Annotated in this window: 13 protein-coding genes and 1 tRNA gene; 11 read left to right on the top strand and 3 right to left on the bottom strand. The window is 65.2% G+C overall.

The window, feature by feature from the left end:
• Positions 1-91: 91 nt before the first annotated feature.
• The 7 genes from CXQ88_RS08080 to CXQ88_RS08110 all read left to right on the top strand — a co-directional run bounded on the left by CXQ88_RS08080 (position 92) and on the right by CXQ88_RS08110 (position 7,248).
• Complete coding sequence (locus CXQ88_RS08080) at positions 92-1,495, top strand: MFS transporter (protein WP_104043638.1); 1,404 nt, start codon at positions 92-94, stop codon at positions 1,493-1,495.
• A gap of 223 nt (positions 1,496-1,718) precedes the next feature.
• On the top strand, positions 1,719-2,816 hold the full coding sequence (locus tag CXQ88_RS08085) for a Gfo/Idh/MocA family protein (RefSeq protein WP_104043639.1): 1,098 nt from the start codon (positions 1,719-1,721) through the stop codon (positions 2,814-2,816).
• Complete coding sequence (locus tag CXQ88_RS08090) at positions 2,813-3,784, top strand: PmoA family protein (protein ID WP_104043640.1); 972 nt, start codon at positions 2,813-2,815, stop codon at positions 3,782-3,784. Before CXQ88_RS08085 ends, CXQ88_RS08090 begins: the two co-directional genes overlap by 4 nt.
• A 26-nt stretch (positions 3,785-3,810) precedes the next feature.
• Entirely contained in the window at positions 3,811-4,527 is a 717-nt protein-coding gene (locus tag CXQ88_RS08095) for a cupin domain-containing protein (protein ID WP_258061751.1), read from the top strand.
• Positions 4,524-5,582, top strand: a complete 1,059-nt coding sequence (locus CXQ88_RS08100; protein WP_104043642.1) for a LacI family DNA-binding transcriptional regulator — start codon at positions 4,524-4,526, stop codon at positions 5,580-5,582. The genes CXQ88_RS08095 and CXQ88_RS08100 overlap by 4 nt, the downstream gene beginning before the upstream one ends.
• A complete protein-coding gene (locus CXQ88_RS08105; protein ID WP_104043643.1) occupies positions 5,579-6,061 on the top strand; it encodes a cation:proton antiporter regulatory subunit in 483 nt (160 codons plus the stop codon). Before CXQ88_RS08100 ends, CXQ88_RS08105 begins: the two co-directional genes overlap by 4 nt.
• 5 nt (positions 6,062-6,066) lie before the next feature.
• Entirely contained in the window at positions 6,067-7,248 is a 1,182-nt protein-coding gene (locus CXQ88_RS08110) for a cation:proton antiporter (protein WP_104043644.1), read from the top strand.
• Between the two features lie 19 nt (positions 7,249-7,267).
• Here the strand turns inward: CXQ88_RS08110 and dcd are convergent, their stop codons facing one another.
• Positions 7,268-7,843: a dCTP deaminase gene (dcd, locus tag CXQ88_RS08115; RefSeq protein WP_104043645.1), complete on the bottom strand. Its 576-nt coding sequence runs from the start codon at positions 7,841-7,843 to the stop codon at positions 7,268-7,270.
• A gap of 226 nt (positions 7,844-8,069) precedes the next feature.
• On the opposite strand from dcd, the gene CXQ88_RS08120 reads away from it, so the two are divergent.
• On the top strand, positions 8,070-9,698 hold the full coding sequence (locus CXQ88_RS08120) for a CAP domain-containing protein (RefSeq protein ID WP_258061752.1): 1,629 nt from the start codon (positions 8,070-8,072) through the stop codon (positions 9,696-9,698).
• A gap of 3 nt (positions 9,699-9,701) precedes the next feature.
• Here the strand turns inward: CXQ88_RS08120 and CXQ88_RS08125 are convergent, their stop codons facing one another.
• Positions 9,702-10,163 carry an SRPBCC family protein gene (locus tag CXQ88_RS08125; RefSeq protein ID WP_104043646.1) on the bottom strand — a complete coding sequence of 154 codons (462 nt, stop codon included), beginning with the start codon at positions 10,161-10,163 and terminating at the stop codon, positions 9,702-9,704.
• Positions 10,164-10,397: 234 nt separating this feature from the next.
• Here CXQ88_RS08125 and CXQ88_RS08130 point away from each other — a divergent pair.
• From CXQ88_RS08130 to CXQ88_RS08135, 3 genes are all read left to right on the top strand, one after another.
• Positions 10,398-10,471 (top strand) — tRNA-Gly (locus tag CXQ88_RS08130).
• Positions 10,472-10,568: 97 nt separating this feature from the next.
• Entirely contained in the window at positions 10,569-10,709 is a 141-nt protein-coding gene (locus CXQ88_RS21730; RefSeq protein ID WP_181037445.1) for a hypothetical protein, read from the top strand.
• A complete protein-coding gene (locus CXQ88_RS08135) occupies positions 10,706-11,860 on the top strand; it encodes a N(5)-(carboxyethyl)ornithine synthase (RefSeq protein ID WP_104043647.1) in 1,155 nt (384 codons plus the stop codon). Before CXQ88_RS21730 ends, CXQ88_RS08135 begins: the two co-directional genes overlap by 4 nt.
• Positions 11,861-11,867: 7 nt before the next feature.
• On the opposite strand, the gene CXQ88_RS08140 is transcribed toward CXQ88_RS08135, so the two are convergent.
• Positions 11,868-13,247, bottom strand: coding sequence for an MFS transporter (locus CXQ88_RS08140; protein WP_104043648.1), 1,380 nt, complete (start codon positions 13,245-13,247; stop codon positions 11,868-11,870).
• Positions 13,248-13,300 lie beyond the last annotated feature (53 nt).

The following is a 13,300-nucleotide window of genomic DNA, read 5'->3' on the forward strand; positions in this document are numbered from 1 at the left end:
CCGCGCGTGTTGTATGCTCAGGCCACTTTTCCCCGGCGTCACGGGCGTCAGGTCCGTGGCCTGTTCGCCACGGGCGGATACGATGCATCGTATGAACACCGCCAGCGCTCCCGGGGCCACGCAGCCGTCCTCGGAACTTGAATCCGGGAATCAGGCAACCAGCAAGGGCAGGGTCCTCGCCTGGGCTTCCTGGGACTGGGGGTCCGCTGCGTTTAACGCCGTGATGACCACGTTCGTGTTCACCGTGTACCTCACCTCCAACGCCTTCGGCGGGGAAGACCAGGCATCGGCGGTCCTGGGCGGGGCACTGGCCGTTGCCGGCCTCGCCATTGCGCTGCTGGCTCCGGTTACTGGGCAGCGGTCGGACGCGGGCGGTCGGCGCAAGCTATGGCTGGGGGTCAACACGGCCGCCGTCGCCATCCTTACTGCGCTGTGCTTCTTTGTGTTCCCCCGGCCCGAGTTCCTCCTGTTGGGGGTGTCCCTCATCGCGCTGGGCAACGTGTTCTTCGAATTTGCGGGCGTCAACTACAACGCCATGCTGGCCCAAATCTCCACACCGCGGAACATCGGGAAAGTGAGTGGACTTGGTTGGGGCGCGGGCTACTTGGGTGGCATCGTCGCGCTGCTGATCGTCCTGCAGCTGTTCGTCCAGCCCAGCTTCGAGTGGTTTGGGGCTTCCACCGAGGACAGCCTGAACATTCGGCTCGTGGCTGTCTTCTCTGCCCTGTGGTTTTTTGTCTTTGCCCTGCCCGTGCTGTTCGCCGTGCCCGAACTCCCCAAAGCGCCGCAGGCCCGCCGGCTGGGAATCGTGGCCAGCTACGGGCTGTTGATCCGCCGGATCAAGGCTATCTATGCCACCAGTCCGCACACCATCTACTTTTTGCTGGCGAGCGCTGTCTTCCGCGACGGCCTGGCAGCTGTCTTTACCTTCGGCGGAATCATCGCCGCAGGCACCTTCGGCTTCGAACTGTCCCAGGTCATCTTCTTTGCGATCTTCGGGAATGTGGTGGCTGCCGTGGGCGCCATCATCGGCGGTTTCCTTGACGACAAAATTGGGCCCAAGGCGGTGATCATCGGCGCCCTGGTGGGCCTGCTGATCGCCGGCACCGTCATCCTGGTCCTGGGCAACGGCAATTATGTATTCTTCGGCATGGAATGGCCCGGCAGCACCACCTTCTGGGTATTCGGGCTGTTCCTCTGCTTGTTTGTGGGGCCAGCCCAGTCCTCCTCGCGTGCATACCTGGCCCGCCTTGCCCCGCACGGCGAATCGGGTGAACTCTTTGGGCTTTACGCCACCACGGGCAGGGCCGTCAGTTTCCTGGCGCCAGCGCTCTTTACCCTTTGCATCACCCTGGCCACCCCCCTGGTGCCGCCCGGCGAGGCCCAGCGCTGGGGCATCCTGGGTATTATGGTGGTCCTACTGGCCGGGCTGCTGGTGTTGCTGCCGGTGAAATCACCGGACAAGGCCCCCATCGCCGTCGTTCCCGCGGCCTGATCTTTCCGGGAAGCTGCCGGGCCTAAGGGACAAGGCGCATCTGCTTCGCGTGCAGTGCCGTCACGGCGCTTCCGGCGTACTGGATCGCATTACCCGACCAGGAGCCGCGCCTTCTCGTCGGCCGCACCACTTCGAACGAAGGGTATTGACTTCGTATTGTTATCGATCACATACTTATAGTGATCGATAATATGAATCCTTTCAATGACGAGGAGCACCGTCCATGGAGCAGGCCAACCGACCGCGCGCAGGAATCATCGGCACGGGCGGCATAGCCCACGCCCATGCCGAAGCCCTCGAACTCGCGGGCGCAGAGCTCGTCATGGCCGTGGATGTCGACGCAGACCGCGCAGCAGCATTTGCGGCGAAGATGGGCTTCGCCCAGACGGCGCCCAGCCTCGCAGCCGCCGCAGGGGCAGGCCTGGACGTCGTCGCTGTGTGCACGCCGCCGTCGTCGCACGCTTCCCTTGCCCTCGAGGCACTCTCCCTTGGCCTGAACGTGGTACTCGAAAAGCCTCCGGCACTCTCGCTGCGGCAGATGCGGGAACTGGAGGAGGCGGAGCGCGCATCTGGCAAGCACGTCTGCTGCGTCTTCCAGCACCGCTTCGGCAGCGGCGCCCGGAAGCTGGCGGTGCTGCAGGAGTCCGGAGTCCTGGGCACTGCACTCACAGGCTTCTGCAATACCCTGTGGTTCCGCAATCAGGAGTATTTCGATGTTCCGTGGCGCGGGCTGTGGAACGTGGAAGGCGGCGGTCCCACCATGGGCCACGGCATCCACCAGTTCGACCTGCTGCTCCACCTCTGGGGTCCGTGGCAGGAAGTCACCGCCTTCGCCGGCAGGCTGGCACGCCGCACGGAAACCGAGGACGTCTCCACCGCCATCGTGCGTTTCGAATCCGGCGCCCTGAGCACCGTGATCAACTCGGTCATTTCACCGAGGGAAACTACCCAGCTCCGGTTTGATTACGAAAATGCCACCGTGGAACTCGAGCACCTCTACGGCTACGACGACTCCCACTGGCGCTTCACCCCGGCCCCGGGCCACGAGCACCTCGCCGACCTCTGGGCAGACGGCTCAACCGTCACACCCAGCGGGCACCCCGCCCAGTACGTGGAGATCGTCGAAGCGATCAACTCGGGTGCCGTCCCGCCGGTCACCCTCACCGAGGCCTACCCCACGATGGAACTCGCGGCCGCAATATACGCTTCCGCCATCACCGGCAAGACCATCCGCCGCGGCGAAATCAGTGAAGGAAACCCGTTTTTCGACCGCGCCGACGGCCGGCTCGAACCCTGGAAACTCGAAAAGAGCAACGCATGAGCACCGCCGCCCCCACATCGTCCGCGACCTCCATCGCCAGCCCCTTCACCTGGTCCGACGACGGCGCCGCCGTCGCAGTCTCCCTGGACGGCGTGCCCGTCCTGACGTACACCTATGCCGCCGACGATCCCCAGGTGGAGTCACCCCGGCCCTATTTCCATCCGATCCGGACCCGCACCGGTGACCTCGTGAGCGCCTACCGCCCGCATGACCACGTCTGGCACAAGGGCATCGCCTGGTCGCTGCCGCATTTAGGGCCGGACAACTTCTGGGGCGGACCCAGCTATCGCCGCGGCCAGGACTACCAGTGGCTGCCCAACAACGGCGCTATGCGGCACGGCGAGGTTCGTCGGGCAGCGGACGACGGCGGCAGGTTCACTTTCGTCCATACGCTGCAGTGGATCACGCAGGCGGGGTCCCTCGTGGTCGAGGAGCAACGGTCCTTCCAGGTAGTGCCGGGTGAGGACGCCAGCTACACCCTGGTCTTCGACTCAGCCATGACCAACGTCTCCGGCAAGGACATCCACATCGGATCGCCCACCACTGAGGGACGGGAAAACGCCGGGTACGGCGGGCTGTTCTGGCGCGCTCCCCGGTCTTTCGCCGGCGGAACGATCATCGGCCCCGGCGGGGCGACCGGTGAAGAGTTGCGCGGCCAGCGTGCACCATGGCTTTCCTTCGTGGGCCAGCACGATGAAACCTGCCGCTTCTCCACCGTTGTTATGGTGGACGACCCCCAAAGCGGCCACCCCCAGCCCGAGTGGTTTGCCCGGTCCGAGCCCTTCGCCTGCATGGGGCCGGCGCCGTTCTTCAGCCAGGAAGTTCTGTTCGAGCCTGGTTCCACGTTGCGCTACCGGTACGGGGTGGTCATCGCGGACGGCGAATCGGACGCCGCCCGGGCTGAAGCACTGGCCACCGCCGCCCGCGGTGTACTGGCGGGTCGGTCTGCGTCCCGGGCAGGACGATGAACGGCGCCCTAAGCACAGTGCCCCCGGTGCCCGGGTTTCCCGGCGGCACTGCCGTGACCGGCCTGCGGGTCTATGACTGGGAGGCTGCTGACGGGCTGTGCGGCGGCTCGCCGCACCTGCACACCGTCTCCTCGGAGGCCTACCTGGTCACGGGCGGCACCGGACAGGTCCACACCATCGCAATGGGCGGCGCCGCGGAACACCACCTCACAGCCGGGTCGCTGTTGTGGTTCAGTCCAGGCACTGTGCACCGCCTGGTCAATACGGATCGGCTCACGCTTAACGTGATCATGTCCAACGCAGGCCTGCCCGAAGCGGGAGATTCCGTGCTGACCTTCCCGCGGCACATCCTGCAGGACCCGGACCTTTATGCGGAGTACTCCGCCCTTCCCTCCGATGCGCACCAGTCAGTGGTTGCTGCTGCTGCACGCCAGCGGCGGGACCTGGCCCTGGAAGGATACGCCGAGCTGCATCAGTCGGTCCTGCGTGACGGGCAGGAGGCCCTGGCCGAGTTCCACCGCCTCGCTGCGGCACTGGTCCGGCCAAGGGTGGAGCGCTGGAAGGAAATCTGGGCGGCAACTGTCCGCAGCCAGGTGGCTGCAACCGAGCAGTCGCTGCAGGAGCTGGAGGACGGCTCGCCTGTACCCATGGCGGGAGCGGCAGTAGCCCACGCCCGGCAGCGGACGGATGAAGGCTATGGCATGTGCGGGCACCTGACCACGTGGGATGATTCCAGACTGTGACGAAAACCCCCGCCGAGTCCCAGCAACCCGCCCGCGCTGCCACCATCTATGAGGTGGCGCGGCTCGCCGGCGTCTCGCACCAAACGGTATCCCGGTACATGGCGGACCGCTCCAAGCTAAGGGCGGCCACGTCCGAGAAGGTGGAACGGGCCATGGCGGAACTGAAGTACTCGCCCAACCTCACGGCGCGTTCACTGCGGACCAAGGCCACGTACCGGCTCCTGGCCCTGGTGCCCGGCGCCTCGCCGTACTTTCCGTCCCGGATGCTCAACGGCGCAGCCGCCACCGCCCAGGCAGCCGGGTACCAACTCGACGTCGTGGCCCTTGAAGGAACGGGACCGGAGCGGACGGCAAGGCTGCGCCGAATCCTCGACGGCGGCCCCTTCGCGGGGGCCCTGTCCTTCGTGCCGATTTCAAGCACCGACCTCCTGCAGGCACAGGAACGCATTCCCGTGGTGGTCGCCGGGGAATACGACGACAAGATGCGCGGCCAGGGCCGGATCTCTGACGGCTCCGCAGCGCAAACCATCGTGGCACACCTCGCCGGCCTGGGGCACCGGCGGATTGCCCATATCGCCGGGCCACAGGAGTGGCCTGCAGCGCGCAACCGCCTGGCCGTGTACCGGCAGGCCGTTGGCCACGCGGGCATCGAGGACGGCGGCGTAGCCGACGCGGACTGGAGCTCCGCCTCCGGTTACACGGCAGCGAGGGCCCTGATGGCCGACACCTCCATCACCGCCATCTTCGCCGCCAACGACCAACTGGCCATCGGCGCCATGCGCGCGCTCCATGACCTCGGCCTCAACGTGCCCGCGGACGTCAGCGTGGTGGGGTGGGACGACCACCCGGAGTCCGCCTTCCTGGTGCCCTCGCTGACCACCGTGCAGATGGACCTGGAGGCCCAGGGAAGCAGCACCATGCACCAGCTGCTCGCGGCCCTCACCCCTGGTGCCCCGGTTCCCCCGGAGCCCGGCCCCACCGCGATGCGGCTGGTCCTGCGGGAATCCTCAGGGCCCGCCCCAAGCGGGCGGCGGCAGACTAGGCTTAACCCATGAACGTGGATGAGACGGACCTTCCGGGCCTCGGCCGGCGGAAGGATTTTATGACAGCATCCGGTCGCCGTATTGGCGTAGTGGAGCTGCGGGAAGGCCAGACGGAGCTTATCGTTTCCACCTGGGATGATCCCGATACCTGCCAGGCTTCTATTCCCCTGACCGGGGACGAAGCTGCAACCCTTGGGAACCTCCTGGGCGGACAGCACCTGGCCATGAAGCTGACCGAAGAACATAAAAATGTTCCCGGCATCGTCACCCGGCAATTCTCGATCGCGCCCGACTCCCCGTTCCAAAACCAGCCCATGGGGAAGGCCTGCATCCGCACCCGCTGCGGCGTTTCGATTGTGGCCATCATGCGCGAGGGCGAGGTACTCCCCTCGCCAGGACCCGACGTCGTCCTTCACACCGGCGATCTGCTGGTGGCTGTCGGCACTCAGGAAGGCCTCGATTCGGCGGCCGATATCCTGCGTCACGGATAAACGCGATGGACCCGCTGGCCCTGACCCTCATCGAGCTGGGGGCCGTTGTGTTCTGCCTTGGCCTCTTGGCAAGGCTGGCCGGACGGATCGGAATGTCGCCAATCCCGCTGTACCTCTTGGGCGGACTCGCCTTCGGGGCCGGCGGGATTATCAAGCTCGAAGGTATGCACGAGTTTGCACACCTCTCCGGGGAAATCGGCGTTATCCTGCTGCTGCTTATGCTCGGACTGGAATATACGGCCGCCGAGCTTTTTACTGGGCTGCGCCGCTCCTGGCAGGCCGGCGTACTGGACCTCATCCTGAACTTCCTGCCCGGCGCCGGCCTTGCCCTGCTGCTGGGCTGGGGCGGCGTGGGCGCGATGGTGATGGGCGGGGTCACCTACATCTCCTCATCGGGAATCGCGGCGAAGGTCATCACGGACCTGGGCCGGCTGGGCAACCGCGAAACCCCCGTGGTGCTGTCCATCCTGGTCTTTGAGGACCTGGCGATGGCCGTTTACCTGCCCATCCTCACTGCCTTGCTTGCCGGGGTGAGCTTCCTGGGCGGACTGACCACCGTGGGTGTCGCGCTGGCAGTGGTGAGCCTGGTCCTTATGGTGGCCCTGCGCCACGGCCACCGGGTCTCCAAGGCCGTGCACAGCGAGAACTCCGAGGTGTTCCTGCTGAACGTCCTCGGCGCCGCTCTGCTGGTGGCCGGCCTGGCTTCAGCAATGCAGGTGTCCGCGGCGGTGGGAGCCTTTATGCTCGGCATCGCCATCTCCGGCGCCACCGCCCACAACGCCACCCGCATCCTGGAACCGTTGAGGGACCTGTTTGCCGCCATCTTCTTTGTGGCGTTCGGGCTCAACACGGACCCCTCGTCCATTCCCCCGGTCCTCGGCTGGGCTCTCGTCCTCGCCCTGATCACCGCAGTCACCAAGATGGCAACCGGGATCTGGGCCGCCAAGCGCGCCGGCATTGCCCGGCCCGGCCGTTTCCGGGCCGGAGCCACGCTGATAGCCCGCGGCGAATTCTCCATCGTCATCGCCGGGTTGGCCCTGGCCTCGGGGGCGATTCCTGACGAACTTGCGGCGCTTGCCACTGCCTATGTGCTGATCATGGCGGTTATGGGTCCGCTGGCCGCACGCTATGTGGAACCCCTGGTGAAGTCCGTGCTGCCGCCCGCCGGAATTGCGGCGAAAGCCTAAACAGTGGTTGCGGCTACACCTAAATCGATGTGCGGTGGAAGTTCAGGTGGCTGCGGCTGGCAGTAGGCCCCCGCTGGCCCTGGTAGCGGTTGCCGTACTCGCCCTGCCCATAGGGGTACGCAGCCGCCGACGTGAGCCGGAAGAAGCACAACTGGCCGATCTTCATGCCTGGCCACAGTTTGATCGGCAGCGTTGCCATGTTCGAGAGTTCCAGGGTGACATGGCCTGAGAAGCCGGGGTCGATAAAGCCCGCGGTGGAGTGCGTCAGCAGCCCCAGGCGGCCGAGGGAAGACTTGCCTTCCAGCCGTGCCGCAATGTCGTCGGGGAGCGTGACGGTCTCATAGGTGGACCCGAGGACGAACTCGCCCGGGTGCAGGATAAAGGGCTCGTCCTGCTCCACTTCCACCAGGCGGGTGAGCTCCGGCTGCTCCTCCGCCGGATCGATGTGCGCGTACTTGTGGTTGTCGAACAAACGGAAGAACTTGTCAATCCGGACATCCACCGACGACGGCTGGACCATCGCAGGATCGTACGGTTCCAGCACGATCCGCTGGGAGTTTATTTCGGCGCGAATATCGCGGTCAGAGATCAGCACCGTCCCAAATTACCGTATCGGTTATCCACAGCCACATTCTTTCGTTGTTCCTGTGACCTGGTGGGGCTAGTGTTGCCTCAGTGATTCAGGCGCCGGATGGTCTCCCGGATGGCCCAACAGAGCTGGGGATGTTGTGAATAGATTGGTCGCGCCCACTTTTATTGGCGTGCTCTGCGCATTGGCGCTGGTTTCCTCGTCCGCGGGTACAGCCCCCTTGCAGGTCGCTGTGAGCAAGGCGGCGAGCGCGGCAAGCCTGCACAGTGTCACCCTGGGTCCGGCGGGTGTGAACGACGACGGCGATGCCTCCTCCAGCGACAGCTCAGCTGCGTCCGGGCTTAACCTTGCCGTGGAACCGGATATACGTCCGGCATCACCCGCTGCAACAGCGGGCGCCGTAACGGAGCCAGCAGCTGCGATCCCTCCGGCAGAGGCAAAGGCAGAAGCCCTGCCTGCACCTGCACCCGCCACCCCTGCCGCAGAAGCATCGGCTCCCGAAGTTCCGTCGATTCCCCCGCTCTGGGGGCCGGACGAGGAACTGGCCCCTTCGCCCCAGCGCCTGGGGGCCCCCGAGTCTGCTACTGCCCTGCCCGCGCCGGAGGCCCTGGTCCCGGACAGCAACGCTGCCGCTGTTCTCACTGTGTTTAACAGAATCAACGAATACCGGGCGTCCAAGGGCCTGAACCCGGTGAAGTACCACCCCACGGTGGCCGGGTTAGCGCAGGAATGGTCGAACAGCATTGCCTCACGGGAAGTCATCGAGCACCGGGCCAATTTTTGGACTGACCCCCGGGCCATGAGTCCCAACAACGGTGCCGGCGAGGTCATTGCCATCCGCACGGACCGGGACGCTGCACAACTGGTGGAGTGGTGGAAGGGTTCTCCCGGCCACAACGCCATGCTGATTGATCCGCGCTTCAACGTCATGGGCGCCGGAATCTCCTACACCAACAGCCAGTACACCATTTGGGGCGTGGTGAACTTCTTTGGCTACACCACACTGCCGGCCGGCACCCTCAACTCCCCCGGCGGAGCAGGGTCGGGCGGCGCCGTCCCGCCGCCGGCGCCAACCATGTGCGATGCTCCCGTCAAGCACATGCCGCCCACTTTGGACCTTTCTGCCGCAGCCATCAAGGGGCCAGGCGACCTGGTGACCATCGACTCCGCAGGGCAGCTGCTCGCGCGGGCATCCACCGGCGCGCGCACTTATGCCGCGAGCAAGGCGATCGGGTCTGGCTTCGCAGGTGCCAAGGAAGTCTTCACCACTGACTGGGACCGCGACGGCGCGTACGACGTCCTGACGCAATGGACCGACGGCAAGCTGACCCTGCAGCGGGGGATTGCTGCCGGGGGATTCGAAGCGCCGGTGACGCTTGGAAGCAGCGGATGGCAGCCCTTATCCCTTGCAGTTGGCGGGTGGTGCGCCAACAACAGGCTCCCCCAACTCCTGGCCCTGGACGGAGCCGGAAACCTGTACCTGTACCCGAATAAGGGCCTGGGAGATCTCTCGGGCCGTGCACTGATCGGCAATATCGGCACCGCCCGGAAGCTGTCCATGGTGGACTATGACGCCGACGGGTTCCAGGACATCCTGGCGGTACGCACGGACGGGTCAGTCCAGCTTCACCGCGGCTGGGGCACCACCGCCCTGCGCGCCGAGGCGAGGGCTACCGTAGCAACAGGCTGGGGTGACGTCACGGGCATTAGGCCGCTCCGGGACGTCACCGGGCTGAACTCCACCGGTTTGGCGCTGCGCCGGGCCTCGGATGTGGTCCAGTACTGGGACCTGACCTCCGGAAGCCTTACGTCGCCGTCGAACATTGCCGGCCCGTGGGCAGGGCAGCGGCTGGCGCAGTAAGTGCTAGATGGCCGGCTGGAGCTCCATGACGTCCTCGAGGCAGTCCAGTTGAGCTACCTCGGAGCTGAGGTTCCGCTGAGCCATCCTGCTCAGGAACCCGAGCCTGTGCAGGAAACCGAACCTGCCCTCCGGCCAAACTTCGAGGGCAAAGCGGACGCGGGTCCCCGAAGGTTCGGAGCTGAGGTAGTAACCGCCTACACGCCGGCCCAGGCCGGAGGTGACCTGGAACTGGATCTCGGCGCCTGGCCTTGCCTCCGTAATCTCCAGATCGGCCGGAATGCTCAGTCCGGAACGTCCTGCCACCATCTTCCTGTACACGGCGCCCTTGGTTCCGGCGGAACCTTTGAGCAGCTTGACGCTGCGGACACCGTCGCGCCAAAGCGGAAGGTTCGTGGCATCAAGCAGGTACAGGTAGACAGCCATGGCGTCGCGCTGGATGAGGACCTCATGCTCTGCGAATGCCATCGGGATCTTTCCTGGTTGTCGTCTACCTGCCAGCAGCTGCACCCCCCGGCTCTGCAGCTACCCGGATCAGGTTAGCCCGCGCTCCCCCGCCCCTACCTAGCCCGAACCCGGTACGTTATTGAAGAGTTACTGGATGACGCCCCGGTGACCGGACACGGCCAGCCCACCCCTCCGCCTGGGCGGCCAGCTGCCACTTCTGCGCTAAGCTATGTTCTGCCCCTGAAACGGGGCGATGCGGCTGTAGCTCAATGGTAGAGCGCTAGCTTCCCAAGCTTGATACGCGGGTTCGATTCCCGTCAGCCGCTCCAAGTGCAGCGAGAGGCGCAACAACTACCCCGGGCCATTAGGTGCCGGCGTGTAGGGTCAGAGGTCAGGAACCTCTTCGGTTCCGCTACAGGAGCATTCATGGCTGACAAGTCCCCGCGTCAAACAGCATCCGTTAAATCCGGAAAGTCCATCAAGGAAAAGCGCGCAGACAAGAGGGCCGCCTCAGCGCCTGCAGGCTCCCTGGACGCCACGTCCGGCAAGGCCGCAAAGAAGAAGTGACCAGCCCGGAGAACAAACTGACCCTGGGAGTCCTGGCCTCCACTCGTAAGCCTGCCGAGCGCCGGCTCCCCATCCACCCGCTGCATTTTGAGCGCATCGCGCCAGAGGTCCGCCAGCACATCATCCTTGAGCAGGGCTACGGCGAACGCTTCGGCGTCTCGGACGAGCATCTCTCAACTCTGGTGGGCAGGATGGCGAGCCGGAAGGACCTCCTGGCGGAGGCCGACGTCGTACTCCTGCCCAAGCCGCAGCCAGAGGACCTGGCCGAGCTCCGGGACGGCCAGGCCCTCTGGGGCTGGCCGCACTGTGTCCAGGACCGCGCCATCACTCAGCTGGCAATCGACAAGAAGTTGACGCTGATCGCCTTCGAGGCAATGAACCACTGGGCCAGTGATGGCGGTTTCGGCCTGCACGTGTTCCACAAGAACAACGAGCTTGCCGGGTACTGCTCTGTACTGCACGCTTTGGCACTGACGGGTTCCACCGGCGACTATGGACGGCGGCTGACCGCTGTGGTGATCGGTTTCGGGGCCACAGCCCGAGGGGCCGTCACCGCACTCAATGCCCATGGTGTCCACGACGTCCAGGTGCTGACCAACCGCGGGGTCGCCGCCGTCGGCGCCCCCATCCATTCGGTCAATATCGTCCAGTTTGATCACGACGACGAAGCGCCCTTCCTGAGCCAGGTCATCACCGAGCGGGGCCGGGTACCGCTGGCGCCATTCCTGGCCGAGAGCGACATCGTGGTCAACTGCACGCTGCAGGACCCAAATAATCCCCTGACTTATCTGCAGACGGAGGACCTCGCTGCCTTCAAGCCGGGAAGCCTGATCGTGGACGTTTCCTGCGACGAGGGAATGGGTTTCAGCTGGGCGAGATCCACGACGTTCGCAGATCCCATGTTCACCGTCGGTGACCACATCAACTATTACGCGGTGGACCACAGCCCGTCCTATCTCTGGAACTCCTCCACCTGGGAGATCAGCCAGGCCCTGCTCCCGTTCCTGGCAACAGTCATCGACGGCCCGGAGGCATGGGCCGCTAATGACACCATTACCCGGGCCATCGAGATCCGCGAGGGCGTTGTCCGCAACAAGGATGTACTCGAGTTCCAGAAGCGCGAAAAGGCGTACCCGCACCTCGCCCTATAGCGCGGCTTCAGGCCGCCGCCTTGCTGACGATGCTCACGGGGTGGCGGCGGTCCTTGAGGCTGACCCTCAGCAGCAGCGACCCTTTCCGGGCCAGGACGACGGCGACTGTCAGGGCAGCGAGTGCCGGGACTCCCCCGGCCACCAGCAAGGCCATGTGCGGACTGGCGTGCTCCGAGAGCCAACCAAGCATTGGCCCGCCTATTGCCTGGCCGCCGATCAGCACCATGATGTACAGGCTCATGACCCGGCCACGGATACTCATATTCGAGCTCACCTGGACAAGCTGGTTGGAACCGGTCAGGAACATCAGGCACCAGAATCCGGACAGCACCATCACCGCCCCGAACACCGGCATCGACGGCGCCAGGGCCGCAAGGCAGAGCATGAGTCCGTACATACCGGCGCAGAACACCACGGAACGGAGCCTCAGCTGACGGCGTCGGGTGGACGCCACTGCTCCCGCTAAAGCGCCGAGAGCCACGAGCGCATTCAGCAGTCCGTAGCCTCCGGCTCCGACGTCGAAGATCTGATCTGCGAAGGCGGCCAGCACTACCGGCAGGCTCATCCCAAAAACCGCAATGAACCCGGCCATCAGCCACGGCCAGTAGATGGTGGGCTTGCTGAGGGCGTAGCGGAGTCCTTCACGGAGCATTCCCTTGCTCTTGCGGGCGGGGGTGCTGATAAACAACTGGTCCTTCCGAAGGATCAGGAGCATGGCCACCGTTGAACAACAGGCGAGGGCGTTACCTGCGAACGCCCACCCTGCCCCAACTGCGGTGAGCAGCCAGCCGGCGAGGGCGGGACCTATCAGGCCGCCGAGTTGGAACGTGGTGGAGTTGACGCTGATGGCATTGCGCAGGTACTGCGGACCCACCAGTTCGTTGACGAACACCTGCCGGGCTGGCTGATCCAGCACTGTCACCAGGCCGAGGACCAGGGCGATGAGGTAGACGTGCCAGACCTCAACGGCGCCGGTCAGCGCAAGAACCCCGAGCGCGGCGGCCAGGATCGCGGCCATGCTCTGGCAGAGGATCAGGATCTTCCGTTTGGCGAACCTGTCCGCCACCATGCCGCCCCAGGGTCCCAGCAGCAGGGAAGGCAGGAACTGCAGCGCCACGGTGATCCCCACGGCCGTCACGGATCCGGAAAGCTGCAGGACCATCCAGTCCTGGGCAATGCGCTGCATCCAGATGGCGATGACGGCGATGAAGTGCCCAATCGCAAAGATCCTGAAGTTGGGAACCTTCAGGGAGATAAAGGTGTGCTTCCACAGAAGGCGTTCAGGGACGACGGCGAGGGGCTGGGTCTGGTTGTCCGGCGGTGCGGAGCCGGCTGAGTCGATGACGGGTTGGGTGACGGTTGCCGATGAAGGCGGTGGGGGTGCCACAGGAGAGTCCTCAAATTGCGGTCGGTCCGGGATGCCGTTAACGCTAGGCTGAG

This window comes from Arthrobacter sp. ZGTC412, from assembly GCF_002929215.1.
Taxonomy (GTDB): Bacteria; Actinomycetota; Actinomycetes; order Actinomycetales; family Micrococcaceae; genus Arthrobacter.